Source organism: Collinsella sp. AF04-24 (assembly GCF_003465685.1).
In the GTDB taxonomy this organism is placed as follows: Bacteria; Actinomycetota; Coriobacteriia; order Coriobacteriales; family Coriobacteriaceae; genus Collinsella; species Collinsella aerofaciens_AP.
Genome location: NZ_QSBK01000014.1, coordinates 47,701 through 72,913, shown reverse-complemented (window position 1 = coordinate 72,913; position 25,213 = coordinate 47,701). Strand labels below are relative to the sequence as shown.

The 25,213-nt window shown below is 60.0% G+C and carries 19 protein-coding genes, 1 tRNA gene and 1 pseudogene; 3 read left to right on the top strand and 18 right to left on the bottom strand.

Annotated elements, in window-relative coordinates; all coding sequences use genetic code 11:
- Positions 1-306 precede the first annotated feature (306 nt).
- From rplT to recJ, 9 genes are all read right to left on the bottom strand, one after another.
- Positions 307-666: a 50S ribosomal protein L20 gene (rplT, locus tag DWV32_RS06995; protein WP_006234421.1), complete on the bottom strand. Its 360-nt coding sequence runs from the start codon at positions 664-666 to the stop codon at positions 307-309.
- A gap of 46 nt (positions 667-712) precedes the next feature.
- Positions 713-904, bottom strand: coding sequence for a 50S ribosomal protein L35 (gene rpmI / locus DWV32_RS06990; protein ID WP_006234422.1), 192 nt, complete (start codon positions 902-904; stop codon positions 713-715).
- 32 nt (positions 905-936) lie between these two features.
- Positions 937-1,506: a translation initiation factor IF-3 gene (infC, locus tag DWV32_RS06985; protein ID WP_089573296.1), complete on the bottom strand. Its 570-nt coding sequence runs from the start codon at positions 1,504-1,506 to the stop codon at positions 937-939.
- 431 nt (positions 1,507-1,937) lie between these two features.
- Positions 1,938-2,024: transfer RNA gene (locus DWV32_RS06980), tRNA-Leu, on the bottom strand.
- A 39-nt stretch (positions 2,025-2,063) separates the two neighbouring features.
- Complete coding sequence (locus tag DWV32_RS06975; RefSeq protein ID WP_117757692.1) at positions 2,064-3,497, bottom strand: transglutaminase-like domain-containing protein; 1,434 nt, start codon at positions 3,495-3,497, stop codon at positions 2,064-2,066.
- 254 nt (positions 3,498-3,751) lie between these two features.
- Positions 3,752-4,618, bottom strand: a complete 867-nt coding sequence (gene fba / locus DWV32_RS06970) for a class II fructose-1,6-bisphosphate aldolase (protein WP_035137086.1) — start codon at positions 4,616-4,618, stop codon at positions 3,752-3,754.
- Positions 4,619-4,812: 194 nt separating this feature from the next.
- Positions 4,813-5,496, bottom strand: a complete 684-nt coding sequence (locus DWV32_RS06965) for an MBL fold metallo-hydrolase (protein ID WP_117757691.1) — start codon at positions 5,494-5,496, stop codon at positions 4,813-4,815.
- A gap of 84 nt (positions 5,497-5,580) precedes the next feature.
- On the bottom strand, positions 5,581-7,941 hold the full coding sequence (locus tag DWV32_RS06960) for a bifunctional (p)ppGpp synthetase/guanosine-3',5'-bis(diphosphate) 3'-pyrophosphohydrolase (RefSeq protein ID WP_117757690.1): 2,361 nt from the start codon (positions 7,939-7,941) through the stop codon (positions 5,581-5,583).
- 15 nt (positions 7,942-7,956) lie between these two features.
- On the bottom strand, positions 7,957-11,244 hold the full coding sequence (gene recJ / locus DWV32_RS06955; RefSeq protein ID WP_117757689.1) for a single-stranded-DNA-specific exonuclease RecJ: 3,288 nt from the start codon (positions 11,242-11,244) through the stop codon (positions 7,957-7,959).
- A 276-nt stretch (positions 11,245-11,520) separates the two neighbouring features.
- Here recJ and DWV32_RS06950 point away from each other — a divergent pair, with 276 nt between their 5' ends.
- Positions 11,521-12,519, top strand: coding sequence for a bile acid:sodium symporter family protein (locus tag DWV32_RS06950; RefSeq protein ID WP_117757688.1), 999 nt, complete (start codon positions 11,521-11,523; stop codon positions 12,517-12,519).
- A 30-nt stretch (positions 12,520-12,549) separates the two neighbouring features.
- Here the strand turns inward: DWV32_RS06950 and DWV32_RS06945 are convergent, their stop codons facing one another.
- The 8 genes from DWV32_RS06945 to DWV32_RS06910 all read right to left on the bottom strand — a co-directional run bounded on the left by DWV32_RS06945 (position 12,550) and on the right by DWV32_RS06910 (position 20,653).
- A complete protein-coding gene (locus DWV32_RS06945; protein WP_117757687.1) occupies positions 12,550-13,347 on the bottom strand; it encodes a DUF4931 domain-containing protein in 798 nt (265 codons plus the stop codon).
- Between the two features lie 3 nt (positions 13,348-13,350).
- The gene (locus tag DWV32_RS06940) at positions 13,351-14,028 is read right to left on the bottom strand and encodes a copper homeostasis protein CutC (protein ID WP_089573303.1); all 678 of its coding nucleotides are present in this window, start codon (positions 14,026-14,028) and stop codon (positions 13,351-13,353) included.
- A gap of 325 nt (positions 14,029-14,353) precedes the next feature.
- Entirely contained in the window at positions 14,354-15,055 is a 702-nt protein-coding gene (locus DWV32_RS06935; RefSeq protein WP_117757695.1) for an ABC transporter ATP-binding protein, read from the bottom strand.
- A 12-nt stretch (positions 15,056-15,067) separates the two neighbouring features.
- Entirely contained in the window at positions 15,068-15,928 is an 861-nt protein-coding gene (locus tag DWV32_RS06930; protein WP_089573307.1) for an ABC transporter ATP-binding protein, read from the bottom strand.
- A complete protein-coding gene (locus DWV32_RS06925; RefSeq protein WP_117757686.1) occupies positions 15,918-16,997 on the bottom strand; it encodes a branched-chain amino acid ABC transporter permease in 1,080 nt (359 codons plus the stop codon). Before DWV32_RS06925 ends, DWV32_RS06930 begins: the two co-directional genes overlap by 11 nt.
- A 9-nt stretch (positions 16,998-17,006) precedes the next feature.
- Positions 17,007-17,888 carry a branched-chain amino acid ABC transporter permease gene (locus tag DWV32_RS06920; protein ID WP_117757685.1) on the bottom strand — a complete coding sequence of 294 codons (882 nt, stop codon included), beginning with the start codon at positions 17,886-17,888 and terminating at the stop codon, positions 17,007-17,009.
- Positions 17,889-18,027: 139 nt separating this feature from the next.
- A complete protein-coding gene (locus DWV32_RS06915) occupies positions 18,028-19,215 on the bottom strand; it encodes an ABC transporter substrate-binding protein (RefSeq protein WP_055250634.1) in 1,188 nt (395 codons plus the stop codon).
- Positions 19,216-19,486: 271 nt separating this feature from the next.
- Complete coding sequence (locus tag DWV32_RS06910; RefSeq protein WP_117757684.1) at positions 19,487-20,653, bottom strand: ABC transporter substrate-binding protein; 1,167 nt, start codon at positions 20,651-20,653, stop codon at positions 19,487-19,489.
- A gap of 251 nt (positions 20,654-20,904) precedes the next feature.
- Between DWV32_RS06910 and DWV32_RS06905 the strand changes: the two genes are divergently transcribed.
- Positions 20,905-22,248, top strand: a complete 1,344-nt coding sequence (locus DWV32_RS06905; protein WP_117757683.1) for a homoserine dehydrogenase — start codon at positions 20,905-20,907, stop codon at positions 22,246-22,248.
- A 214-nt stretch (positions 22,249-22,462) separates the two neighbouring features.
- Positions 22,463-23,212: an SDR family NAD(P)-dependent oxidoreductase gene (locus tag DWV32_RS06900; RefSeq protein WP_117645711.1), complete on the top strand. Its 750-nt coding sequence runs from the start codon at positions 22,463-22,465 to the stop codon at positions 23,210-23,212.
- A 284-nt stretch (positions 23,213-23,496) separates the two neighbouring features.
- Here DWV32_RS06900 and DWV32_RS06895 read toward each other — a convergent pair.
- Positions 23,497-25,060: pseudogene (locus tag DWV32_RS06895) on the bottom strand (cation:proton antiporter).
- Positions 25,061-25,213: the final 153 nt, after the last annotated feature.

Sequence of the window (25,213 nt, the reverse complement as noted above, 5' to 3'; positions counted from 1 at the left end):
CGGCTGATCCGGTCCGACCGGGCCGCGCGGCAAGGAGATATATTGCCAGACCGCGAAGCCCTGTGGGTCGTCAATTCCACTCTTCACAAGTCCTACACAACATATCGCTTTCTATAGCTAATAGAAAGACTGGTGCGGATCTTCCGCACGTATCAGATGATGACCCTTTGGTTTAGGAATATATAGAGATCGGTCACCTGTAAGTGTCTATCTACCCGCGCTTTTAGCAATGTAAACCGCGCTTCAGATAAAAAGAGGGAGCGCCGCGCACAACGCGACACTCCCCTAGCGATTCAAGAGAATCTATTAGGCCTCGAGAGCCTTCTTGGCGATGGTAGCCAGCTCGTTGAAGGACTCGATGTCCTCGTAAGCCATCTGAGCCAGGACCTTGCGGTCGAGCTCGATGCCGGCAACCTTCAGGCCGTGCATGAACTGAGAGTAAGAGATGTCGTTCAGGCGAGCAGCAGCGTTGATACGGGTGATCCAGAGAGAACGGATCTCGCGCTTCTTGTTGCGGCGATCACGATACTGATACTGCAGGGAGTGCTGGACCTGCTCTTTAGCATGCTTGTAAGTACGCGAAGCGGCACCGTAGTAACCCTTCGCACGGTGCATAACGGTACGGCGCTTCTTCTTGGCGGCAACAGCGCGCTTAATACGTGCCATGTTCTATCAACTCCTAGACGGTAAAACGAAAAACGGGAACGCGAACTTAGGCGAGACGCGACTTGATGACCTTGCGGTCGGCAGCGGCGATCTCGGTCTCCTGACGGAAGCCACGCTTACGCTTGGTGGACTTCTTGCTCAGGATGTGGCTCTTGAAAGCCTTGGCGCGCATAAGCTTGCCGGTACCAGTCTTGCGGAAACGCTTCTTGGTGCCGCTGTGGGACTTCATCTTAGGCATGAAATACTCCTTAATCGGTTACAGAACACTAGTTACTTGCTATCGCTTGCCGCTTTATCCTCATCGAAGGCGCCCTTAATCGGGGCGAGCAGCATAAGCATGTTACGGCCTTCCATCTTAGGCTTGGACTCGACCGTAGCGTAAGGCTTGAGATCCTCGGCGAGACGCTCGAGAACGTTAAGGCCCTGCTCCGGGTGAGCCATCTCACGGCCGCGGAACATGATGGTGATCTTAACGCGTGCGCCCTTCTTGAGGAAACGCAGAACGTGGCCCTTCTTGGTCTCGTAGTCGCCAACGTCGATCTTGGGTCGGAACTTCATTTCCTTGACCTCGACCTTGGACTGGTTCTTACGAGCAGCCTTGGCCTTCATGGCCTGCTGGTACTTGAACTTACCGTAGTCCATGACCTTGCAGACCGGCGGCTCCGCGTTGGGAGCGATCTCGACCAGGTCGAGACCCTGATCGTCGGCGACGCGCTGGGCATCGCGGATGGCGAACAGGCCGAGCTGAGAGCCATCGACGCCAATCAAACGACACGAAGATGCAGTGATCTCGTCGTTGATGCGGGTGTCATCAGACTTAGCTATTTTCCCTACCTCCATTCATAAAAAAATAACCCGGCGCTTCTCAGCAACCAGGTCGTACACATAGACTTCCTCGATTTGAGGAAGGGAATCTAAGTTGTATGACCAGTCAGCTGCTCATTGGCGCCAAAAGGTGGGAACCCTCAGGTTCCTCTTTAGGGCATTGCGGGAACAACGCCTTGCGAATAATAACACGTACAGCGCGTTATCACATTACGTACACGAAAAAGGGACCTTGACCCCCTTGAACACTCGCTTGCATGAATGGTGCCCGAGGCGAGACTCGAAGGGCCTTCGCTTCGCGAAGCCCCGGGCTTCGGGCGCGTGGCGCCCTCGCCACGCTCCGCTACAAACAGGCCACAGGCCTGTTTGCTTAACACTTCGCGCGCTCACGCGAGTTCGGCACGAAAAAGGGGACCGCAACCCCCTTGAACGCTCACTTGCATGTATGGTGCCCGAGGCGAGACTCGAACTCGCACGTTGTTGCCAACGGTGGATTTTGAGTCCACTGCGTCTGCCAATTCCGCCACTCGGGCACGCAATGCGTGAGTTAGTTTATCACAGCTTTCTACCGATTAGTCCGAAAATGGAACTTCGAGCATTTCGATGAGTTCGACCGTGCGGAGCATCTCGCGCCGACGGCATCCGCGACCGTCGACCGAAGCCTCACCCATCTGGTTATCGTAAGGGTCCTCGCGCATGCCGTCGAAAGAAGGCTCAAACTCTGCCTGGAATCGATTGTTGGCCACCATACGCCACGGGTCGAGATTGCCAAAGTAGTGACGGCGGCGCCACTCCTCCCCCATCCTGCGAGCAGAAGATCCAAATGACACGTCGGCGTTGAGCCAACCGGTCTGCGGCGTATAGAACTCTGCCCAGTCGTGCGACCCCACCGAATCGGGCGCAACATACAGGCCGCTCTGCCAACGGGCAGGCACGCCCGCGATACGGCACATGGTGATAAACGTGAGCGCCATAACGCCGCAATCGCCGCGGAGCGAATGCGTGCAGTCATCGGCAATAGATCCCAAAAGCAAGTACGGCGGCTGATAGCGATAGTCGATGTACTGCGTCAGGTAATCATAGATAGCACGGGCGCGATCGAGCGGATCCTCGAGCCCGTCAATGACACGGGCTGTCAGCTGCTGTAGATACGGCGTGAATGCAATGTGCGGACGGTCCTCGGAGGTGTCCACGGGCAGTGGCGCGTCCATGCAAGGATGCACCGGAAGCGCACCCCCATAGACATCACGATAAGCGGCATCAATTTGATAGCGATAGGTCACCGAGAATGAGCGCTCACTCGAAGAAGACCACGAGGCGGTACGCGCCGAAGCATTCGCGGGGGCAACAGCACCCTCCGGCGTCATATCGAGAACCTCGATATGAGACTGTTGACGACAGGCGGCGGCAACGGGTAGCCACGCGCGAACAGTCTCTCCATCTAGAGCACCGGGGACAGACACGGACGCTTTAAGCGTAATGACGCGAGCCAATCCGTTTTGTGACTCCATCTCCTTGAGCATCTCGTTGCGCAGTGCTATTCCGTCCGTAGAATCGGGCCGCATGCCGGGAACCTCTTTGGGATATACGCGAAGCGAATCGAGGAAGTTGTCGAGAACGAACAGTTCGCCATCGATAAAGCGCCAGTCAATACGCTTACGATTAATCAGGTCATCAAACTGCTCTTCGGTAAACTCTGGCCACTCCTCGCGAATCATCGCAATAGCCTGATCGCGCGACACCGAAAAATGAAGCGGCGTCTCGAGCATGCGATACCGCTCGGCACGAACACAAGCAGCCAGCGAAGGCTCGGGGTTCTGCTCCAAAAGGCGATCGCAGGCAGCAACAGCCTGCGTCAAATACCCGGCATCCTTAAGACGAAGAATCTCAGGCGGTAGTCCAATATCGAGATGACGAAAATCATCACTGCAAACATCAACAGAGCAGCCAACAGGACCCTCGTCAATAACCTTCCCATCCGAAGGCAGTACATTAATAACAGCCATACCAAAACTCCAAGTCACTAGAACGCTTGAAGCACATTGTACCGACATAAAAACAAAGCCCCAACCAAGGAGCCCCACACGCCGATAAACGGTACCTATTTAATTATCTCAGCCCCGTAACCCTGCGGCGTTAAACGAAGGAAGCCCCGTTTCCCCGGAGCTGATTCCGTCGCGCGACTTCTGGCGAAGCCAGGTGAGCGCGAGGGAAACAGCGTAGGGGAAACGGGGCCTCCGGCGGGAAGTTAAACCGCTACTTACGCCTTGTTGACGGAGCCAAACTCCTCCATGAGCTCCTTGGTGCGGGCAACGATGTTGTCGCGACCAGGCTTGAGGAGCTTGCGGGGGTCAAAGCCCTTGCCCTGCTGATCCTTGCCAGCCTCGATGTACTCGCGGACGCCCTTGGCGAAGACGAGCTGCAGGTCGGTGTTGACGTTGATCTTGGAGATGCCCAGGGAGATGGCCTTCTTGATCTGATCCTCGGGGATGCCGGTGCCACCGTGCAGAACGAGGGGCAGGTCACCGGTCTGGGCCTTAATCTCGCCCAGACGCTCGAAGGAAAGACCAGCCCAGTCGGCGGGGTACACGCCGTGGATGTTGCCGATGCCGCAGGCGAGGAAGTCGACACCCAGGTCAGCGATCTGCTTGCACTCAGCAGGATCAGCGAGCTCGCCGCTGGAGGTCACGCCGTCCTCGGTGCCGCCGATGCCGCCGACCTCGGCCTCGATGGACATGCCCTTGGAGTGGGCAAGCTCAACGAGCTCCTTGGTGCGGTCGAGGTTAAGCTGGAAGGTCTCCTCGTGAGAGCCGTCATACATGATGGACGTGAAGCCGGCCTCGATGCACTTGAAGCAGTCCTCGTAAGAACCGTGATCGAGGTGAAGGGCGACGGGAACGGTAACGCCCGTGGCCTCGACGGCAGCCTTGACCATGTCGGCGCAGACCTTGAAACCGCCCATCCACTTAGCGGCACCAGCGGTGCACTGAAGGATCAGCGGAGACTTGGCCTCCTCGGCGGCCTGGAGAATAGCCAGGGTCCACTCGAGGTTGTTGGTGTTGAAGGCACCAAGACCGTACTTGCCGGCCTCGGCCTTCTTGAGCATGTCTGCTGCGTTGACGAGCATAAAAGAAACCTCCTGTAAGGTTGCTCCGATAACGCCTGAGATTTTACCACGGCGCACCCGAGCATAAACGTTCGTTTGTTCACGAATATCGTCCAAACAGACTTTTTTGACCGTTTGCCCTACGAAATCGACCCGTTGGGGAAAAATAGCTTGACGTTTGGACGCTTCTCGTGCTTCAAAAGCCGACTATTAAGCTAAATCTGCATGAAAGGGTTCTGCATGAGCTCGCGTGCCATGGTGGTCGAATCGCCATGACCGGTTAGGCAAACGGTATCGGGCGGGAGAAGCCGGGCGAGCTTGGAGAGCGAGCGCAGAATCGCCGCCTCGTCTCCTCCAGAAAGATCGGTGCGGCCGTGGCTGCCCGGGAATAGCGTGTCGCCCACAAAGGCAATGTTCCCCTGCTCGGTGGCGGCGAACAGAACGATGCCGCCCGGTGTGTGCCCGGGCACCTCAATTACCTGCAGGCAAATGTCGCCCAGCTCAATGGTGTCGCCCTCGGCAAGCAGCCGCGTCGGCTCCCCGGGGTCGGGCGTCTCAATGCCCCACATAGCTCGCTGTTCCTCGATGTTCGCATGCGGCACAGCTGCGTCCTTGCCGCACAGCTCGTACAGGGCGTCGGCGCCAACGGCGGCCCGAACTCCAGCGACACCGCCAACATGGTCGGCGTGACCGTGCGTGCAAACGGCGCCGAGCACCTGCACATCGGGGTGTTCGGCTCGAATATGCTCCACCAAGCGCTCGCCTTCCCATGCGGGGTCGATAATCACGCACTCATTGTCCGAAATGACAGCATAGCTATTGGTCTGAATGGGACCGTTTACGAGCGTCTCGATCTCGACCGATCCCTTGGGAGTTAAATCCAAGGACACAGCACTCATGCCCCTCTCCTCTCTATAGAACTCGAGGCATCAAACGATGCCTCGAGTGTAGCGAATATCGATAATGTGGCACGTTCGTCGCGACTAAACGCGACGCTTGAGCTGAGCTCCACCCTCACCCGGCATCAGACGGCGTGCGTCATAGACCGAGTCGACACTGCTGATGGAAGCCAGCAGCGGATCCAGACCACTCGCGTCCGAAATCTCGACCATAAAGCGCAGGGTTGCAATACCCTCGCGGTTGGTCGACGTGGCGGCAGAAAGGATATTGCCGCCCGCATCGCCAATGGCAATGGTGACATCCTTGAGAAGGCCCATGCGGTCCAGGCACTCGACCACGATCTCAACCTGGAACAGGGTATCGGCAGCGCCGTCCCACTCAACGTCAATCATGCGCTCGGGGTGTTCCATAAGACCCTTGACGTTGGGGCAGTTGGCACGGTGCACCGAGACGCCGCGGCCGCGCGTGATGAAGCCCACGATATCGTCGCCCGTCACGGGGTTGCAACAATGCGCCAGACGAACCAGCAAGCCGCTGTTGCTCTCGCCCTTGACGATGATACCGTTGCTGGCGCTCTTGCCACGCTTTTGGGGCTTGCGGTTGGATCCGCGCGCGGGCTGCTTCACGACCTCGGCAATGGCCTCGGCCTTGGCGAGCTGCTCCTCGGGCTTGGGATCCAAGATCTGCTCGACTTTGTTGCCCACGGCACGCGGGGCGACTTTGCCCGCCCCAACGGCTGCGAACAGGTCCTCGAGCTGCTTGTAGTTAAACTGCTCTGCCACGGCATTGAGCGCACGCGTAGATCGCGGCGTAGAGATGCCGTACCCGCGCTTGCGCAGGTCCTTGGCCAGTATATCGCGGCCGGCGGCAGCGTCATCGTCTTTGGTCGCGGCAGCGAAGTAACGGCGAATCTTCGACTTGGCCGAAGGTGTCTTGACGATCTTGAGCCAATCACGCGACGGCTTGGAACTCTTGTTAGTCAGAATCTCGACACGGTCACCCGTCTTGATCTCATGCGTGAGCGGCGCGACCGCACCGTTGATCTTAGCGCCGACGCAGTGGTTGCCCACCTCGGTGTGAACGGCATAGGCAAAGTCGAGCGGCGTGGAGCCGGCACGAAGCGCCATGACCTCGCCCTTGGGCGTAAAGACAAAGATCTCCTGGTCGAAGAGGTCGACCTTCAACGAGTGCAGGTATTCCTTGGCATCGGTAATCTCATCAGACGCTGCCCAATCGAGCGAATGCTTGAGCCAGTTTATCTGGTCGTCCAGACGCTGGGCATCATTGGTCTTTGAAGCAGACGATCCGCCCGACTTCTTGTACAGCCAGTGGGCGGCGATGCCGTACTCGGCCTGCTCGTGCATCTCGTAGGTTCGAATCTGAATCTCGAGCGGACGGGCCGTGGGGCCGATGACCGTCGTGTGGAGCGACTGGTAGTTATTGACCTTGGGCATGGCGATATAGTCTTTAAAGCGGCCGGGCATGGGGTGCCACAGCGTGTGCACCGCGCCGAGCGTGGAGTAGCAATCGCGCACCGAATGCGTGATGACGCGCAGTGCCACCAGGTCGTAGATCTCGGAGAATTCCTTGCCCTTGCGCTTCATCTTTTGGTAGATGGACCAATAGTGCTTGGAACGGCCGTTGATCTGGAAGTCTTCCAGGCCAATGCGGTTGAGCTCGTCGGTGAGCGTCTTGATGGTCTCGGCCAGATAGCGCTCACGGACCTCGCGCGACTCCGCCACCATGCGTGCGATGCGCTGGTAGGCATCGGGCTCCAGGTAGAAGAAGGACAGGTCCTCGAGCTCCCATTTAATGGAGCTCATGCCCAGACGGTCGGCCAGGGGCGCATACACGTCCATGGTCTCGCGAGCCTTAAACAGGCGACGGTCCTCACGCAGGGCTGCAAGGGTGCGCATGTTGTGCAGACGGTCGGCAAGCTTAACGATGATGACGCGGATGTCCTTGGACATGGCGAGGAACATCTTTCGCAGCGTGAGCGCCTGTTTCTCGTCCATACTGTCGACTTCGATGTTGGTGAGCTTGGTCACGCCATCGACGAGCTCGGCCACCGTATCGCCAAACAGGCCGGAAACATCGGCAAGCGAGGTCTCGGTATCCTCGACGGTATCGTGCAGCAGCGCGGCGCACACTACATCGCAGTCCATCTTGAGATCGGCCAAAATGATGGCCACCTCGACGGGATGGTTGATGTACATCTCACCCGAGCGGCGCTTTTGGTTGCAGTGCTTCTCGGCAGCAAAGCAATAGGCCTGCTCCACCTTAGAAAAGTCGTCCTCATTCATATATTTGAGGCACAGGCGCTCCAGTTTGTCGTAGCTGTCCGCCATAATCTCGGGCGGCAGCTCATCGGCATGCTTATAGTGCTCCATCTCCGAGAACGGCTGGAGGGTGGAATCATGGGCGGTACGGGCTGCGGCATCCATCGAGGTCCCCTTCCCCTAGGCCCGCGGTACGATCGGGCGGTTAACTTTGGCTAGCATATCAGAAGCGCACGAATCGAGCGCCCAACTCCGGAAAGCCGAGAACTCCATGCGCGAGCGCAAGCCCTCCAAATAGCGAATTGACCTGCTCAATTGCACACGGCCGGGGTTTTCGGCCATCGCGATGCGACGGGTGTCGTCAAACCCCGAAACGCGACAGAAACCAAGCTCTTCGAAGATTCCCAGGCCACTTTCCACCGAGCGCTCGTCGACCGGCGTGCGAGCATCGATGGCAAGGCACATCTGCGCGATGTCGATATCGCTTGCGCAGAATGAATCATCCCCGGTCTTACCGCGGTTGGAGCGCCACATGGTCTGCAGCGCACGATAGAGTGTGACGAGTTCGTCGCGCTCGGGTGCGTAGCAGTCGAGCAGGCGCTCGTTGATGCGGGCGTCGCGCGACGAATAGAGCAGGTGGATCACGGCGGGCTGTCCGTCACGACCGGCACGCCCGCTCATCTGGTTGAACTCAATGGCGCCAAACGGCATGTGGTACAGCACGACATGGCGGATATCGGGCAGATTGACACCCTCGCCAAAGGCAGAGGTCGAGACGATGCAGCTGAGGCTTCCGTCTCGGAATGCTTCCTCCACGCGGCGGCGATCGGAGCGCGCAAGCCCCGCGTTATAGAACGCGATATGGGTTGCGCAATCGGGCACACGCTTGCGCAACGTCTTGGCGAGCGCCACGGACTGGTCGCGCGAATTGACGTAAATGACGGTCTTCTCCCCCGTCGCCACGATCGACACCAAACGGTTCTCGCGGCTCGCAAGGTCGCGGTCGTCCTCGAGCTGCAGGTTCTCGCGCACCGTCTCGTCGACCACCGTGCGAGTAATCGGCAGCATGCGGGCAAGCTCGGCCACGACCGGAGCCGTCGCGGTGGCCGTCGCAGCCATAACAACCGGGTCGCCCAGGGCTTTGAGGATATCGGGCATGTCGAGATAGGCGCTGCGGTCGCCGCCCTTGGCAAGGCCGGCGTGGTGCGCCTCATCGATAACGACAAAGCCGATGCGGCCCGAACGCGCGAAGCGGTCACGGTGGATAGATAGGAACTCGGGCGTCGTGAGCACGATACCGGTGCGGCCCGAAGCTAGGCCGGCGAACACATCATCGCGTGCGGCCTCCACGGTCTCGCCGGTCAGCACGCCAACGCCAATGCCAAGCGCTGCCATCGTCGACGAGAGGTGATAGGCCTGGTCGGCAACAAGCGCGCGCAGCGGATAGACAAAGATGCTCGCACGTCCGCGAAGGACAGCCTCGCGCGCAGCATGTACATGGAAGATGAGAGACTTGCCGCGGCCCGTTCCCATAACGGCCAAGACGCTCTGGTGGTCGGCCAAGGCATCGAGCGCCTCAACCTGCGCGCGGTGCGGCTGGTTCGATCCGATAAAGCTATGGATAAGCGAGCGCGTGAGCTCGGTATAGGAAAGCTGGGCGAGCGTCTCGCGCTTACGCGACTCCAGGCGCAGGCCGAAATCCGCCGGCTGCACGCCACGACGAAGCTCGCATGCCGGATCATCGACGCTGGGCAGCGTGGTATCGCGAACCAGAACATCCTTGATCATGAGCTTGGGCTTCACACGCCCCTGCCAATGCTCGGCAACGGCCTCGAACACCAAGTCGACAGCGCTATCGCAGTTGATGAGCTTATCGATTTGCGGCACGCGGAACATAATGGCCGGCACACTCGCGGCGCCATCGGTCGCCACAAAGCGCATGTGCTCGCCGGTTTTGCCCACCACGGCGCGGTCGCACATCGTCACGCCCTCGGCAGCCAGCAGCGGCACCTTGTTGCCCTGGCCAAACGGCTCAAGACGGGAGATCTGCTCGATGGTCTCGATATTCAGCTCGGAAAGGTCGACGGTGGCGGCGACCTCGTCGGTGTCTTCAAAGTCCTCGGCGGAAAGCTCCGATAGCACGGCGGAAAGGCGGCGGCGGAACTCATCGAGCTTGGATGCCTCGATGGTCACACCCACCGCACCGGCATGTCCGCCGCGACGAATCAGCAGGTCGGAACAACGCTCGACGGCGTCAAACAGGTTAACTTTGCCCACCGAGCGACCAGAGCCGCGCGCGATACCGTCCTCGATCGAGAACAGCAGCGCCGGCACGTGATAGCGATTGGTCAAGCGGCTCGCCACGATGCCTTTGACGCCCTCGTGCCAGCCCTCGCCGCCCACGACGATTGCGCGCCCGCCGTCATAAGTCTCCTCGACCTTCGCCATGGCATCGCGCGTGAGCTCCGCCTCGATCTCACGGCGTTGGCGATTGATTTCCTCGAGCTCGGCTGCCAGTGTACTTGCTTCGATAGGATCACGGGCAAGCAGCAGGTCGAGCGCCAGCTTGGGATCAGCCATGCGGCCGGCAGCATTCAGACGAGGGATGAGCGAAAACGACAGGCCGTCGGCCGTAATGGTAGAAAGGTCGGCCTTGGCAAGTGCGGCAAGCGCGATATAGCCGGGACGGGCCGTCACGCGCATCTGCTGGATGCCCTCGGCGACCAGTGCGCGATTCTCGGGCGTGAGCGGCATCATGTCGGACACGGTGCCCAGCGCCGCGACCTCGATCAGCGAACGCCAATACGACGGCTTGCCCAAACGCTCGCCCAGGACCTGCACCAGCTTGAGTGCCACGCCGGCACCGGCAAGCTCGCGCGAGGGGCCCTCGTCCTCGAGCTTGGGGTCGGTCAGGGGCACGCCCTGCGGCACCTGGTCGGAGGGCTCGTGATGGTCCGTGACCACCAAATCGATCCCCAGGCTCTCCAGATAGGAGACTTCTTCCTTGGCGGCAATACCGTTATCGACGGTCACGATCAGCTGAGGGCGAGCGAGCTCGTTAACGCGGTCGAGCGCCGCGCGCGAAAGACCGTAGCCCTCGTCAAAGCGATGCGGAATAAACGGCGTGACATCGGCGCCAAACGTGCGCAGTGCCTCGGTCAACAGGCAGGTCGACGTAATACCGTCAACGTCAAAATCGCCAAAGACCGCAATGTGCTCGTGGTTGCAAATAGCACGCTCGACGCGGTCGGCAACGACCGACATGCCCGGGATAATGAGTGGGTCGGCCCAGTCGCGATCGAGCGAAGGCGTCAAAAACAGCTGACCTTCTTCGATGGATGTAATGCCGTGCGCGACCATAATACGCGCCACCAGCCCGGGAATGCCCAGGCCAGCCGAAAGCTCCTTTTCGAGCTCGGGGTTTTGCTGAGCGACCGCCCAGCGATGCGTCGTCTTAAGCGATGACATAGGCGCCCACCCCCGATAGGGGCAGGTCGCCGCGATACCTCTCACGGTTCATAGCGATGAGTCCTCTGTGTATGCCCGCTTCGGCAGGCAGATCTGTTGAACGGATTTATTATACCGTGCAGAGCAGACGCAAATCGCCGCAGCACGCCGCGGTTTCGGTAAACGATGCCGGTAATAGCCTCGAAATATTCGAGCGTTTCTGACGCACGGACGCATGCGAGCGTCTAGCATATCCATTCAAAACGGGTTCACGGGCAAAGGGAGTCACAAGCGCATATGAAGCAATGGGTTGGACTGGGCAAGTTTCTCGCGGGGCACATGCAGGTCATCGTTCCGATTTGCGTGGCACTCGGCGTGCTCTTTCCCCAACAGATTGGCGTACTCAAGCCCATCGTTCCCACCTTGTTTGCCTTTATGACGTTTCAGGGTGCGCTCAGCAACACCTTTCACCAGGTAACCGAGGTGTTCCGCCGTCCGTTGCACCTAGTCTTGGCGCTGCTCGTCTCGGCGGTGCTTATTCCCATCGCGGCGTATGCCATGGGGTCACTCTTCTTTGGCTCCAACCCCAACCTTGTCTGCGGCATTGTGCTCGAATACAGCGTGCCCGTGGCCGTCACCGCTTTTATGTGGATCAGCATGTTCGGCGGCAACGGCCCGCTCGCGCTCACCATCATCCTGACGTCCTCGGTTATCTCACCTGTGACGATTCCGCTTACGCTCAAGCTCCTGCTGGGCGCCACCGTCTCGATCGACGTGCCGAGCATGATGCAGAACATGGCCTTTATGATCGCCATCCCCGCTGTGCTCGGTATTGCCATCAATGAACTCACGCGCGGCTGGGGCCACGAGAAACTCTCTCCCGTGCTCTCGCCCGCCTGCAAGTTCATGATGATGGGCGTCATCGCGTCCAACTCCACCGCTATGAGCGAGTACGTGCTGCACATAAACGCGGTGCGCCTGGAAGTCGCCCTCTTTATTTTGGTCTTCGCCATCAGCGGCTTTGTCGTCGGTTTTCTGGTCGCACGTGCGCTGCATCTGCCATATAGCGAGACGACTACCATGTGCTTTACCTGCGGCATGCGCAACATCTCTTCGGGTGCCGTCATCGCCACGCAGTACTTTCCGGGCGAGGTCGTGTTCCCCGTCATGTGCGGCACGCTGTTTCAGCAGGTGCTGGCCTCGATTATCGGGCATCTCTTTGAGTGCCTAACCGGCGAGGAGCGCACCAAACAGCGCAAGCGGGTCGAAGCCGGCCGCGACGCCATGGCGCGCTAGGCTGTCCGCATTACGCGGGTGTTAGTCTTGCTATACGAGCGTTTCCAGATGCGCACGCAGACGCTCAGCATCGATATCGAGCGTCGTCTCGGCATTGACTTGGGCCAAACGATAGCCGACAAAGTAGGGCGAAACCACCCAACGCGGCAGCGCCTTGGCAATGGTCCGACCGCCCAGGTGATAGAAGAACAAGTTGTACGACTCTGCGCGACCACCGTGGTGCTCGTTTAGGATATAGCGCAGAGCTACCTGGATCGCATCGGCAAAGAGATCCGCCTCGGCTTGGTCTCGTGCGTCATCGCTGGCGGCGATTCCCTGCGGGGCTGAAACGTTGATCTCAAAGAACCCCATGATCGGTTCGGTTGAGATATTGACCGAGATTCTCCCCTGTTGCCAGACATTGATGCCTTCGAAATTGGCAGAAGTCAGCGAAGTGTAGCCGTCTTCCTGCTCCAAACCCACAATCTGCATGTGCGGATGAACGAGACTACCGCCCGAGAGCGGACCCTTGTTCTTGTACATGAGAACGCTGCGATACTGCTGTGAATCGATCATCTGCTGCCAGCAACCCAGGGCAAACCGTATCACATGGTGGAGTTCATCCGGCTCATAGATCACCAGGTCGGCATCGTGATCGGCCGACTCGATCAGCACGGTTTGACGGGTGGCGCGCAGGGTCTTGAACTTATTCTCGAGCCAGATGCAGTCACCATCGCGCCGGATGATATCGGCAAGTTCCTCGGTATCGCAAAAGGGACACGCGGTGCCAGGGCGCCGGTTGTCGTCGGGCTTACCGTTCGCCTGCTGAACGTCAAATACCAGCGCCACGGGTTACGCCTCCAGCGGCACGATCTTGGTGCCATGGAGCTCGGAGACGCTCAATGCCGCCGCCACGGTATCGCGGTTGGCCGTAGAAATGCCGCCGCCGGGAAGGATGGTCAGGCGGTCGCCCGCATACTCGACAAGACGCGACAGGTGCTCCAGGTTGTCCTCGATCGGCGTTCCGGCAGCACCACCATGCGTCAGGATGCGCGTGATGCCGCAGTCGGCGAGTGTGTCAATGGCGTCCAGCTGAGCCTCGGGCGAGAGCTGGTCAAAGGCCATGTGGAAGGTGATATCGATGGCCCCGCGCTTGCACTCCTCGGTCGCGCAGCCCGTAGCCATCACGAGGGCGCCGAGGGTGAGCTCGTCGAGCGCCCAGCCGCCGGCACAGGGCTTGCAGCAGCCAAAGACCAGGCCGTCAACGCCGGCGCTCACGGCAAGACCCAAGTCCATCTCCATCATGCGCAGCTCGTCCTGGTTGTAGTGAAAGTCACCACCACGCGGGCGAATCATGCACATCACTCGCGCGTCATGCTCGTGAGCATAGCTGACCGTAGTGCTGATAACGCCGGCCGAGGGCGTGGTACCACCGACGGCAAGGTTGTCGCACAACTCGATGCGCTTAGCACCGGCATCGATAGCCGCCGGCACACGCTCAAAGTTCTCGGCACAAAACTCGTACAGCATAGATAGGCCCCCAAAGACAGCAGATGTTTTCCGACGGGCATTGTCACACACCCCCATGAAGTTGCGGTGGAATAAGGACTCTTTTGGCCTCTGAGGCTCCCATTTAGTCCCTATTCCACCGCAACTTAAAGGGGTAGTCGTTGGCATCTGCCACAACGTCGATGTTTTGACAACGACAGCGAAAGCCCGCCAGAGCGAGCAAGGTGCCTTGAAACAAGGCGGCATTGACCTTCTGGTCATGCCGCCGAAGTTGAAAGGCAGATTGCCGCTCTGGCGGGCTTGCAGCGTCGAGCCGTTACGCGGTTTGGTAAAACCGCGTAACTAGTTAACCGCCCAGGTAAGCCTTGCGGACGTTGTCGTCGTGCAGGAGCTCTTGGCCGGTGCCGGTCATGGTGATCTTGCCGGTCTCGAGCACGTAGCCGCGCGTGGCGATTGAAAGCGCCATCTGGGCGTTCTGCTCGACCAGAAGCACCGTGGTACCGGCCTTGTGCAGGTCCTCGACAATCTGGAAGATCTGCTCAATCAGAATCGGCGCCAGACCCATGGAAGGCTCATCGAGCATGAGCAGCTTGGGGTTGCTCATAAGGGCGCGCCCCATAACGAGCATCTGCTGTTCGCCGCCCGAAAGGGTGCCGGCGACCTGGCGACGGCGCTCCTTAAGGCGCGGGAACTGCTCGTAGACGCGCTCAAGGCCCGGAGCCACCGTGGACTTGGGCTGCGTGTAGGCGCCCATCTCCAGGTTCTCCTCGACCGTCATCTGCAAAAAGGCGCGACGGCCCTCGGGAACCTGGGCCAGGCCCTTGCCCACCAGTTTATCGGCAGGCGTATGGGTAATGTCCTCGCCCATAAACTTGATGGAGCCGGTCTTGGAACGCAGCAGGCCCGAGATGGTTTTAAGCGTCGTGGACTTACCGGCGCCGTTCGCGCCGATCAGGGCCACGATCTCGCCCTCGTTGACGTTAAAGGAGATGTCCTTGATGGCGTGGATAGCGCCGTACCAGACGTTGATGTTGTAGACGGAATGCATCGGCTCTGCCATTTAGTTCTCCCCCTTATCCTGCTTGCCCAGATATGCCTCAATTACGGCATCGTTGTTCTGGATCTCCTCGGCCGTGCCCTTGGCGATGACCTTACCAAAGTTGAGCACGCAGATGCCCTCGCAGATGTTCATGACGAGCGACATATCATGCTCGATAAGCATAATGGCGATGCCAAAGGTGTCGCGGATCTTGACGATGTTCTCCATGAGCTCCGCGGTCTCGGACGGGTTCATGCCGGCGGCAGGCTCGTCGAGCAGCAGCAGTTTGGGGTTGGTGGCAAGCGCGCGGACGATCTCCAGACGACGCTGGGCGCCGTAAGGCAGCGAGCCGGCCTGCTCGTTTGCCAGGTGCTCCATATCAAAAATGGACAGCAGCTCCATGGCGCGCTCGTGGGCGGCCTTCTCGTGCTTCCAATACGTCGGCAGGCGCAGCACGCCCTCAAAGCCGGAGTAGCGCTCCTGGTTGTGCAGACCGACCTTGACGTTGTCCTCCACCGTCATGGTGTTGAACAGGCGAATGTTCTGGAAGGTACGGGCAATACCCATGCGGTTGACCTGATAGACCGACTTGCCCGAGGTGTCCTCACCGTCGAGCAGGATGGTACCGTGCGTGGGCTGGTACACCTTGGTGAGCAGGTTGAAGACCGTGGTCTTACCGGCACCGTTGGGACCGATCAGACCGGCGATCTCGGTCTTACCGATGGTCAGGCTAAAGTCGTCGACTGCCTTAAGGCCGCCAAATTCAATGCCCAAGTGGATGCACTCGAGCGCCGGGCGCTGGCCCAGGTCGCGGTCGGGAACGATGGCGCCAGAAGGATACGGGACCATCTTGCCCTTGTTGAACTCAAATTTACTGGGCATCGGCTGCCACCTCCTTCTTGGAAGCAAAGCGGTCCTTAATGCGTGCGAAGAACGCCTTGAGCTGCGGGTTGTTGGTAAAGATCATGACCAGGATCAGCACGATGGCGTAGATGAGCATGCGGTAGTCCGAGAACTGACGGAGCAGCTCGGGAAGCACCGTGAGCAACGCCGCCGCGATGACGGAGCCGCGCATATTGCCCAGACCGCCCAGGACCACGAACACCAGGATGAGGATGGACGTGTTGAAGTCGAACTTGGTGGCGGAGAGCTGCGAGAAGTTACCGCCGAAGAGGGCTCCGGCAGCACCGGCGAGAGCGGCGGAAACCACGAAGGCGATCATGCGGTACTGGGTGACGGAGATACCCACGGACTCGGCAGCAATCTTGTTGTCGCGCACGGCCATAATGGCACGGCCGGTACGGCTGCGGACCAGGTTGAGTACAATCACGAGCGCGACCATGACCAGGATGGCGCCGGCAAGGAAAGTCGAATAGGTCGACACGCCCGATGCGCCCTGCGCGCCCTTGATGATGGCGGTGCCGTCCTCGAGCAGGTGCAGGTCGTCGATCGTGGAGTTACCCGTGATGTTAAAGATCACATGCAGGCCGCGGGAGTCGACGCCCACAATGAGGCAGGTGACGATCTCTTTGATGATCTCGCCAAAAGCCAGGGTCACGATGGCCAGATAGTCGCCGCTCAGGCGCAGGACCGGGATGCCGATCAAGAAGCCCAGGATGGCGGCAGCGATGGCGCCGACCACGATACTGATGATAAGGCGCACCGGATCGGAGGGAACGGCGCTCTCCAGCGCGACCGCGGTAACGATTCCCGTATAGGCACCGACACTCATAAAGCCCGCGTGGCCCAGCGACAAGTCGCCCGCGATGCCGACGACGAGGTTAAGGGAGATGGCCATGACGATATAGGCCGTGATGGGAACCAGCTGACCGGCGATCATGCGCGGAATCATGTGGCTGGACTGCATAAAGAACACGATGGCGAACGCCACAAGGCACATGGCGTACGTAACAAAGTCGTGACGCGTCTGCTTGTCTTTAAGAAACTTCATAACGCTCACCTACACCTTCTCGGGGACGTACTTGCCCAAGAGGCCGGCAGGCTTGACGAGCAGGACGATGATCAGAACACCAAAGACGATGGAGTTGGCAAGGCTCGTGGAAATGTAGGCCTGCGCCATCGCCTCGATGATGCCGATGAGAATGCCACCGACAAAGGCGCCGGGGATGGAGCCGATACCGCCGAAGACGGCGGCGTCGAAGGCCTTGATGCCAGGCATGGCACCCGTCGTGGGCTGCAGCACCGGCGAGTAGGAGCACAGCAGCACACCGGCGATGGCGGCAAGGGCAGAGCCGATGGCAAACGTCATCGAGATGGTGCGGTTGACGTTGATGCCCATGAGCTGAGCGGCGGCCTTGTCCTCGGACACGGCGCGCATGGCTTTGCCCATCTTGGTCTTACCTGTAAAGAACATCAGGCCGGCCATGATAACCAGACAGGCGACGATGGTGACGAGCGATACGGCGCTCACGTTGAACTTGGCCAAGAACTCCGGCACCGGGAAGGTGACGAGCGAAGTGAAGTTCTTGGGCGTGGCGCCCCACAGAAGCTGCGCGGCATTCTGCAGGAAGTAGGACACGCCGATGGCCGTGATCAAAACGGCCAGCGGGCCTGCTTGGCGCAGCGGCTTATAGGCCAGACCCTCAATGAGAACACCGAGAACCGTGCAGGCTACGCAAGAGAGAATTACAGATGCCCAGCCCGGGAGGCCGAGATACGACGTGGCGCAGAACGAGACATAGGCACCGACCATGATGACGTCGCCGTGAGCGAAGTTCAGCATCTTGGCGATACCGTAGACCATGGTGTAGCCCAACGCGATGATGGCGTAGACGCTGCCCATGGACAGGCCGTTGACCAGGTATTGGATAAAGACCGTCATGTTCCACATCCCCCTTTCGAATAGGTTTCCAGCTAATGTATGAAACAGGGACGTTACACTGTCCCTAGATACCAAGCAAGCAGGGAAGGCCAAAACCTCCCCTGCTTGGGATCAAAACCGCTCTATGTAAGGCGGTCTATTAGGCCTGTACGTACTTGCCATCGGTGATAACGTACGCCGTGGGGTCCTTCTGGACCTGACCCTTATCGTTCCAGGTGAGCTTGCCGGTCAGACCGTCAACGGTAATCTTGAGCATAGCCTTGGGCAGCTTCTCGGCGACCTCGGTCGGGTCGGCGTCGACACCAAGACCGGCCTCCTTGAGGGCCTCGGCCACCGCGTGCACGCCATCGTAGGCGTCGGCGGCAAACTGGTCGGGGGTATCGCCGTACTTATCCTTGTAAGCGTTGACGAAGTCGGCGTTCTTCTCGTCGTCGGCGGAGAACGGGGTCATGAGCAGCAGACCCTCGGCAAGAGAAGTGTCGAAGCCCTCAACGCCCAGGATGCCGTCCATGCCGTCGCAGCCCATCATCTTGACGTCGTAGCCCATGTCCTTGGCGTTCTTGAGCAGGACCGAGGCAGGCGTGTAGTAGATTGGCGCAAAGATCATGGTGGCGCCGGCCTGCTTGGCCTTGGTCAGCTGGTTGGTAAAGCTCGTGGCGGAGTCGTCCTTAAAGGTCTCCTCGTCGACAACCTCGAGCTTGGACTCAGCGGCCTGGGCCTTAAAGGCATCCGCGACACCCGAAGAATAAGCGTCGCCGGAGTTATAGAACAGCACGAACTTCTCGTCCGCATACTTCTGCGCCAGGAACTTGGCAGCGTTGACGCCCTGGTTGGGGTCGGTAAAGCAAACCTGGAAGACGCAATCCTTGCCGTCGGTGACGTCCTCGGAGGACGCGGACGGGGTGATCATGAACGTCTTGGGGTCGTTGCCGCACTCTGCGGCAACGGCAACCGACGCACCCGTGGTGGTCGGGCCGACAAGGGCCTGCATGCCCCAGTCGAGCAGGGTATTAAAGGCGTTGACGGCCTTCTCGCCGTCGGCCTGGTCGTCCTCGGCCTTGCTGGCAAGCGGCAGCTCCTTGGTGGAGAAGTCCTTGCAGCCAAGCTCGACGCCCTGGGTAACGGACTTGCCGTAGGACGCGGCGGCACCGGTCAGCGGGCCGATGGTGCCGATCTTAAACGAAGCGTCGCCCGAAGCGGAACCGCTGTCGCCGCCGTTGGAGGAGCAGCCAGCTAGAATGGACATCGCCCCCAGACCTGCTGCGCTCGCGATAACGCTCCTGCGATTCATAACAGGGTTCAATGACTTACCGGTGAGGCTCGACATGCGGCTCTCCTCTCAAATCTCGTCGGGTTTCGGTTACCCAACAGGCCATCCTTCGCCGTGTTCGGCGTTCGCAAAATAGTAGACGCTTTAGTTGAGAAAAGTGGCGATTATTTCAACTTTTCTTTTGTTTTGTCCGTTTATCCATAATTATGCGTATTTCTATTGGTTTATGCAGTTTAGCCACTTTATTGTGTGAAAGTAATGTTTCCATTCCGTTACAAGCGCCCTTGCCCTGATTAAAACAGCCTCACCGGTCGCGTTTTGTACGCACCTAGGCGGCGATGTACTTGCCGTCCTGAATCACATAGGCCGTAGCGGGCTTTTCAACCTGCCCTTTGTCGTTCCACGTCAGCTCGCCCGTCAGGCCCTCGATTTTGATCTTGCGCATGGCCTTGGCAAGGTCGCCGGCAATGTCGGCGCCGTCGGCCGTAATGTCGATGTCTGCCTTATCGATAGCCTCGACAATCGCATGGACGCAGTCATAGGCATCGGCGGCGAACTGGTTGGGCGTCTCGTCGTAGGCGTCCTTATAGGCCTTGACGAAGTCGGCGTTCTTCTCATCGTCGGCAGAGAACGGGGTCATGAGCAGCACGCCCTCGGCAAGAGAGGTATCGAAGCCCTCAACGGAGAGCAGACCGTCCATGCCGTCGGTGCCCATGAGGGTCATGTCGTAGCCCATGTCCTTGGCGTTCTTGAGCAGGACGGACGCCGGCGTGTAGTAGATCGGCGCAAAGATAAGCGTGGCGCCGGCCTCCTTGGCCTTGGTGAGCTGGTTGGTAAAGCTCGTGGAAGAGTCGTCCTTAAAGGTCTCGGTATCGACGATGTCGAGCTTGGATGCCTTGGCCTGCTCGGCAAAAGCGTCGGCAACGCCCGAGCTATACGTATCGCCGGAGTTGTAGAACAGGGCGATCTTGGCGTCTGCATACTTCTCGGCCAAGAACTTCGCGGCGCTGGCACCCATGGTGGGATCGGTGAAGCAAACCTGAAAGACCATTGTCTTATCCTTGGTCACGTCGAGCGACGAGGCCGAAGGCGTGACCATGAGCATATCGTCGGCAATCTCGCCCGAGACGGCGACGGCAGCACCGGTGGTGACGGGGCCGACGAGCGCCTGCATGCCCCAGTCGCACAACGTATTGAAGGCGTTGATGGCCTTCTCGCCGTCGGCGACATCGTCCTCGGACTTAAGCGAGAGCTTGAGGTCATTGGTCGAGAAATCCTTGGCGGCGAGCTTGGCGCCCTTCTCGGCCGAGACGCCATAGGTTGCCGCGGCGCCGGTCAGAGGGCCGATAACGCCAATCTTGAAGGTCTTGCCGTCATCGGCGGAGCCGCCGTCCGAGCCACCCGACGAACAACCAGCGAGTGCCGCGGTGCTGCCGAGCGCCGCGGCGCCGGCGAGAAAGTTCCTTCGGCTGAGCGTGCTGTTGATGTTGAACATGGTGTCCCCCTTTTTCGCTGGCCGCAGTGCGGCCGTCTTGCGGTACGGGGCAAACCTTATGGCGCAAACGTTGACAGTTTGTTACGGAGTTCCGTTTGTAGCGAGCATGTTTCCAATGTTTCCGCAGCGTTTCGGGGGTGCCGTTTTGTGCGACTCCTGTTGCCTGGCGAGCACGCGCCCTCGGTTCACGCTAGAATGCACTCAACCTTTAAGCGGTTAATCCATCCATAAGATGCACGAAGGAGCTATCTATGAGCGAATCCCTGCGCACCGTGAACGTCGGTCTGATCGGTCTGGGAACCGTCGGCGGCGGCGTGGCCCGTCTGATCAAGAGCCACCACGATGAGTACCTGGCAGCCTACGGCATCGACCTTAAGCTGACCCGCGCCTGCGCGCTTGCTTGGGAGCAGGCCGAGGCGGCAGGCATTGAGCGCGAGGCCTTTACGAGCGACTGGCACGATGTCGTCACCGACCCCGCCGTCGACATCGTCGTCGAGCTGATTGGTGGCGAGCATCCCGCAACCGAGATCTTCACCACTGCCTTCGAGAACGGCAAGCATGTCGTCTCCGCCAACAAGGCCCTGCTGGGCCGCCATGTCGAGACGCTTGCCGAGAAGGCGCGTGCGTGCGGCGTGCAGATTAAGTGCGAGGCCAGCTGCGGTGGCGGCATCCCCATTGTCAGCACACTCGAGCACGACCTGGTGGGTAACAAGATCCTGACCATCGCCGGCATCCTCAACGGCACCACCAACTACATCCTGTCGCGCATGGACGCCGAGGGCGCCGATTACGCTGACGTGCTCGCCGACGCACAGGCTAAGGGCTATGCCGAGGCCGACCCGTCCGCCGACGTCGACGGCTTCGATGCCGCCAGCAAGACGGCCATCCTCGCCTCCATCGGCTTTGGCACCCGCGTTACCACCGATGATGTGTACCAGCAGGGTATCCGCACCATCGGCGCCGAGGACATCGCCCAGGCCCGCGAGCTCGGCTACACCATCAAACTGCTCGGCATCGCCCGCAACACCGACGCTGGCGTCGACGTTCGCGTGCATCCCACGCTGATCCCCGCAGACCATATGCTCGCCAAGGTCAACGGCGCCATGAACGCCGTCTACGTGGTAGGCGACGCCGTGGGCGAGACCATGTTCTACGGCGCGGGCGCAGGCTCCTTCCCCACCGCGAGCGCCGTCGTGGGCGATATCCTGTCGCTCTCCGAGCAGATCAGCCGCGGCGTGGCTCCGCTGCCCGAGATTGAGCCCTATGGCCACAACCTCACCTTTAAGCCCATGGACGAGCTCCAGACCAAGTACTATGTGCGCCTGAAAGTCGCCGACCGCGTGGGCGCCCTGTCCGAGACGGTCGACATCTTTGCCAAGCACAACATCTCGATCTCGCTCATCAACCAGGTCGAGGACGGCAAATCGGGCGTCAGCGATGCCTGCTCGGTCATCTTCCTGACGCACCGCGCGCTCGAGAAGGACGTCCAGGCTGCCGCCGCCGAGCTTGCCAGCGTCGGCTGCGTGGCCGAGGTCGCCAACGTCCTGCGCATCGAGGACGTTGAGGCTTGGACCGAAGGCGTCATGGCGAACTAGCCCAACGCTCGCCTAGCAATACGCGCCTTGAGGGCTCCCGTCCGATGTGGGACGGGAGCCCTTTTGTCACCTGCCCTAAGCACAACGGCAAAGCATATTTGCGCGAGCCGCTCATCGGTAACGCGGGCTACCGTTCACCGATATGCAAACGCGGCCGATTCCGACTACCGCTACGCTGTGCTGCGAATGTCCGCCCGCGATGAGAGGAAGCACCATGTTGCTCGAGGGCAAGAAAGCAATCATCACCGGAGGCACACGCGGTATCGGCTATGCCATCGCCTGCCGTTTTATCGAGGAAGGCGCTGCCGTCACCGTCTTTGGCTCGCGCCAGGAGACTGCCGACACGGCCGTTGAGAAGCTGACAGCCGCCTATCCCGACGCCAAGGTCTGGGGTCGCTCCTGCGATCTCACCTCGCTCGAGGCCGTGACTGAGGCCTTTACGCAGACTGCAGCCGACATGGGCGGCTTGGACACGGTCGTCAACAATGCCGGTATCTCCCAGCGTTCACCCCTCTTGGACTACACGGCCGAGGAGTTCGCCAAAGTTATGGACCTCAACGTCGTCGCCGTCTTTAATGGCCACCAGGCTGCCGCCAAGATCATGACCGAGGCCGGCCACGGCGGCACCATCACTACCACAAGCTCGATGGTCGCCAAGTACGGCCAGCCCTCCGGCGTCGGTTACCCCACGTCCAAGTTTGCCGTCAACGGTATGGTCCAGTCGCTCTCGCGCGAGCTCGCTCCCATGGGCATCCGCGTCAACGCCGTCGCCCCCGGCGTGACTAAGACCGACATGGTCGCCAACCTGCCCGAAGAGGTCATCAAGCCCATCATCGCCACCATTCCGCTGGGTCGCATGGGCGAGCCCGAGGATGTCGCCAACGCCTTTGTTTTCCTGGCGAGCGACATGTCCTCCTATGTCACGGGCGCCGTGCTCCCCGTCGACGGAGCCGCCCGCTCCTAAGGAGCCACAAGCTTTGGCTTCAAGCTTCAACATAGCTCAACCAAAAAGGCGCGCCGTCTGAATCAACTGCAGACAGCGCGCCTTCTCCTGTTATGAAAGGGAAACTATGTCCCAGTATTTCGGATCAGAACGGGGCACGGTTTCCCCCAGGACCTCCTTGCGGAAACTGCATCCCACTCTGAGCGCCCATTCCGGGACACAGCTTCCCAACGGCCCCCGTTTCGGAAACCACATCCCGTTCCGAGCCTTCAAAGCGGGACGCGGCTTCCCCGAGAAAGTATCGACTACTTACCGTCGTCGTCTTCGGCTTCTTCGCGCGCATAGAGCTCCAGCATGCGGCGGCGGTATTCGCGCACAGCGAGCTTGGCGCGCTCCAGGCGGCGGCGCTCACGCGGAGTCAGCTCGGACGGGTCGACCTCGTCTCCATAGGTCTTATCGGCAAGCAGGTGCGCCGCGTCCACGATGCGGGCATCGATGTGGCCGCTCGCTGCCTCGGCGGAAAGACGCTCGGCAATCGTATCGAGCGTAGGCAGGCCCTCGAATACGCGACCATGGCCATGCGAGGTCAGCAGCTCGTGCTCGCGCGCGAGCAAGCTCGCTAGGTCGTGGTGGGCGCGCAAGATGTCGAGCGCATCGGATGGATGCTCGGCAACCTCTGCCACGGCGGCGACCGGTGCGGCATCCACCACGCGGTAGAAGAGCTGCGCGAGCAATGGCATCAAGAACACCGTGATGGCACCGGCGGCAACCATGACCGACGCAATATCTTGCGACAGCGCGCCCGCGTTGACGGCAACGCTCGTAACGGCAACGATGATCGGCAGCGCCGTGATGCAGTACAGGGCCACGGTAATGCGACCATACGCCGACACATCGCGCGTCGCAGGACAAATGCTCATGGAAATAAGAATGGGCACGGCACGAATAATCAGCAACGCCACGATAAAGCCCGCGAGCAAGCCCGGGCGCGACGCCACGGCCGTCAGGTCGATCTTTGCGCCCGACACGGTAAAGAACACCGGAATCAAAAAAACCGTAGGCCAGACCGTCGAGCTTGGTCTCGAGCGTATGGTTGCCCTCGGGGATGATATAGCGCAGGACAAAGCCAGCGGCAAAAGAACCCAACACGATGTCGAGATCAAAGACAGCCGAGAATGCCACGAGCGTGACCAGGATGAGCACCGTCAGGCGCACGAAGGTCTGCGACGTGGTATCGGCGCGCTCCTCAACAAATGCAAAGAAGCGGCTGCCGACGCGCTTGGAGCGGCTCGGGACCACGGCCAGCAACACGCAAACCACCGCAAACAAGCCAAGGATAACGAGCGTTTGGATGCCAGTGCGGGCAGACAACAGCACCGACATGGCGAGCACGGGACCGAGCTCGCCCCAAGTGCCATACGCGAGAATCGAGTCGCCCACGCGCGTGCCGGTGAGCGAGCGCTCACGCATGATGGGCACAAGCGTACCGAGCGCCGTCGAAGTGAGGGCAAGCGTCACGGCGATACCGTCGAAATGACTGACTGAGAACCACGGGGTAAAGCGCACGGCAAGCCAGGCGATACCAAACGTGACGACCCACGTCGCCAAGCCGTAGCGCCCCTCGACGCCCGTGATGCTCTTGGGGTCGATCTCAAAGCCGGCAAGCAGGAACAAAAAGGCCAGGCCCAGCTCGGACACAAGCGAGACCTCAGCATCTACATGGATGACGCCGAGCATATGGGGTCCCAGTACCGCGCCGAGCACGAGCAAAAAGACCGTCTCGGGAACGGGTTTTCCGGGAATCGCCGAGGCGATAAAAGGACTCGCAAAGGCCACGAGTGCGATGATGGCGAGCGAAATGAATGCCATGTGATGCCTTTCTCTTGTTTGCGCTTCACTGTAGCACCCTCGCCGTCCTCAACGCGCCGCGAGCTGTCGTATCATAGTGAGGTTTACAAACATGTGGCTCAAGGCGACCGCAGGGCAGACCCCGCAAACCGACCGCTGCCGCATACCGTACCG

What these genes read in the sequence shown, in the direction of transcription:
- infC (WP_089573296.1), bottom strand. Translation starts at nt 1,506, where the DNA reads ATGGAGGTAGGGAAAATAGCTAAGTCTGATGACACCCGCATCAACGAC.
- DWV32_RS06935 (WP_117757695.1), bottom strand. Translation starts at nt 15,055, where the DNA reads ATGCATTCCGTCTACAACATCAACGTCTGGTACGGCGCTATCCACGCC.
- rpmI (WP_006234422.1), bottom strand. Translation starts at nt 904, where the DNA reads ATGCCTAAGATGAAGTCCCACAGCGGCACCAAGAAGCGTTTCCGCAAG.
- rplT (WP_006234421.1), bottom strand. Translation starts at nt 666, where the DNA reads ATGGCACGTATTAAGCGCGCTGTTGCCGCCAAGAAGAAGCGCCGTACC.
- DWV32_RS06930 (WP_089573307.1), bottom strand. Translation starts at nt 15,928, where the DNA reads ATGCCCAGTAAATTTGAGTTCAACAAGGGCAAGATGGTCCCGTATCCT.
- DWV32_RS06915 (WP_055250634.1), bottom strand. Translation starts at nt 19,215, where the DNA reads ATGTCGAGCCTCACCGGTAAGTCATTGAACCCTGTTATGAATCGCAGG.
- DWV32_RS06910 (WP_117757684.1), bottom strand. Translation starts at nt 20,653, where the DNA reads ATGTTCAACATCAACAGCACGCTCAGCCGAAGGAACTTTCTCGCCGGC.
- DWV32_RS06965 (WP_117757691.1), bottom strand. Translation starts at nt 5,496, where the DNA reads ATGAGTGCTGTGTCCTTGGATTTAACTCCCAAGGGATCGGTCGAGATC.
- DWV32_RS06960 (WP_117757690.1), bottom strand. Translation starts at nt 7,941, where the DNA reads ATGGATGCCGCAGCCCGTACCGCCCATGATTCCACCCTCCAGCCGTTC.
- DWV32_RS06900 (WP_117645711.1), top strand. Translation starts at nt 22,463, where the DNA reads ATGTTGCTCGAGGGCAAGAAAGCAATCATCACCGGAGGCACACGCGGT.
- DWV32_RS06920 (WP_117757685.1), bottom strand. Translation starts at nt 17,888, where the DNA reads ATGACGGTCTTTATCCAATACCTGGTCAACGGCCTGTCCATGGGCAGC.
- DWV32_RS06975 (WP_117757692.1), bottom strand. Translation starts at nt 3,497, where the DNA reads ATGGCTGTTATTAATGTACTGCCTTCGGATGGGAAGGTTATTGACGAG.
- recJ (WP_117757689.1), bottom strand. Translation starts at nt 11,244, where the DNA reads ATGTCATCGCTTAAGACGACGCATCGCTGGGCGGTCGCTCAGCAAAAC.
- fba (WP_035137086.1), bottom strand. Translation starts at nt 4,618, where the DNA reads ATGCTCGTCAACGCAGCAGACATGCTCAAGAAGGCCGAGGCCGGCAAG.
- DWV32_RS06950 (WP_117757688.1), top strand. Translation starts at nt 11,521, where the DNA reads ATGAAGCAATGGGTTGGACTGGGCAAGTTTCTCGCGGGGCACATGCAG.
- DWV32_RS06940 (WP_089573303.1), bottom strand. Translation starts at nt 14,028, where the DNA reads ATGCTGTACGAGTTTTGTGCCGAGAACTTTGAGCGTGTGCCGGCGGCT.
- DWV32_RS06905 (WP_117757683.1), top strand. Translation starts at nt 20,905, where the DNA reads ATGAGCGAATCCCTGCGCACCGTGAACGTCGGTCTGATCGGTCTGGGA.
- DWV32_RS06925 (WP_117757686.1), bottom strand. Translation starts at nt 16,997, where the DNA reads ATGAAGTTTCTTAAAGACAAGCAGACGCGTCACGACTTTGTTACGTAC.